This window comes from Aeromonas sp. QDB18, from assembly GCF_027705325.1.
Classification (GTDB): domain Bacteria; phylum Pseudomonadota; class Gammaproteobacteria; order Enterobacterales; family Aeromonadaceae; genus Aeromonas; species Aeromonas caviae.
Genome location: NZ_JAPDBQ010000306.1, coordinates 1 through 1,048, shown reverse-complemented (window position 1 = coordinate 1,048; position 1,048 = coordinate 1). Strand labels below are relative to the sequence as shown.

General features: G+C 59.0%; 1 protein-coding gene and 1 pseudogene. Both read right to left on the bottom strand.

The window, feature by feature from the left end; translation table 11 throughout:
* Positions 1 to 80 precede the first annotated feature (80 nt).
* A complete protein-coding gene (istB, locus tag OKC30_RS21030) occupies positions 81 to 836 on the bottom strand; it encodes an IS21-like element ISAs29 family helper ATPase IstB (RefSeq protein ID WP_000194037.1) in 756 nt (251 codons plus the stop codon).
* 14 nt (positions 837 to 850) lie between these two features.
* Positions 851 to 1,048: pseudogene (locus OKC30_RS21025) on the bottom strand (IS21 family transposase); the annotation flags it as partial.

Sequence of the window (1,048 nt, the reverse complement as noted above, 5' to 3'; positions counted from 1 at the left end):
TGCGTATTCCGGCGAAGTTGAACAGCCATTCCGGCCAACGTGAACACCCTGATCCTTAACGCGCTCACGTCACCCCGTTTCTAACTCGAGTGTTCAGATTGGGTCAACTCACTTCTCCTCTTTCTCATCGATTCTCCCTTCAGTGACAGCCGGTGAGCGTTGTGCATCAGCCGGTCCAGGATCGCATCTGCCAGAGTGTTGTCCCCCAAGCTCGCGTACCACTCTTCCGTTGGCAGCTGACTGACCACGACCGTCGAGTATTTCCCGTACCGATCATCCATGATCTCCAGCAGGGCGTTGCGCTGCTCGGCATTCACCGCTTCCAGTCCCCAGTCATCCAGGATCAGCAGCTCTATCCTTGCCAGTTGACCCAGCAGTCTGGCGTAACTGCCATCTACTTTGGCCTGGCTCAGCTCAAGTAGCAGACGCGGCAGCCGGTAGTAACGAGTGCTGTGCCCCTGCTGACAGGCTTGGTAGCCCAGCGCACAGGCTAGGTAGGTTTTTCCGCAGCCACAGGGGCCGGTAATGAGCAGGTTCTGGCCCCGGCGCAGCCACTCTCCTTGGGCCAGGTTTGCCACCTGTGACCGCTCCAGGTTGCGTGCAGACTGGTAGTCCACCTCTTGCACCGTGGCCTGGAGTTTGAGCCTCGCCTGCTTGACCAGCCGAGCTTGTTTACGCTGCTCCCGGCTCAGTTGTTCGTGTTCGACCAGCAGGCTTAGCCGCTCGATGAAGGGCAGCCCTTCGTAGGTACTTGCCTGTTCCAGTTGTTGTTGCACGGCATCCGCCATGCCGGTCAGTTTCAGGTGTCTCAAGCGGGTCAGCGTTTGTTGGGTCATGGGACGTATCCTCTTTAGTGGAAGCTCTGGGGGCCACGGATGTTCTCGTGCTCTTGCGGTAACTCTGGGTAGCTCAGCGGGCTTGCGGGCAGTTGGTCGCGGCCACTGGTCAGCACCGACTTGAGCTGTTTGAGTCGCACCAGACCTTCCCGGTTGGCCAACTGGCAACAGGCTTCAACCCGTGATGGCGGATACTCCCGGCTAAGACTCAG

Bases quoted from the DNA above. Each gene is read 5' to 3' on its own strand.
- istB (WP_000194037.1), bottom strand. From the start codon at position 836: ATGACCCAACAAACGCTGACCCGCTTGAGACACCTGAAACTGACCGGC.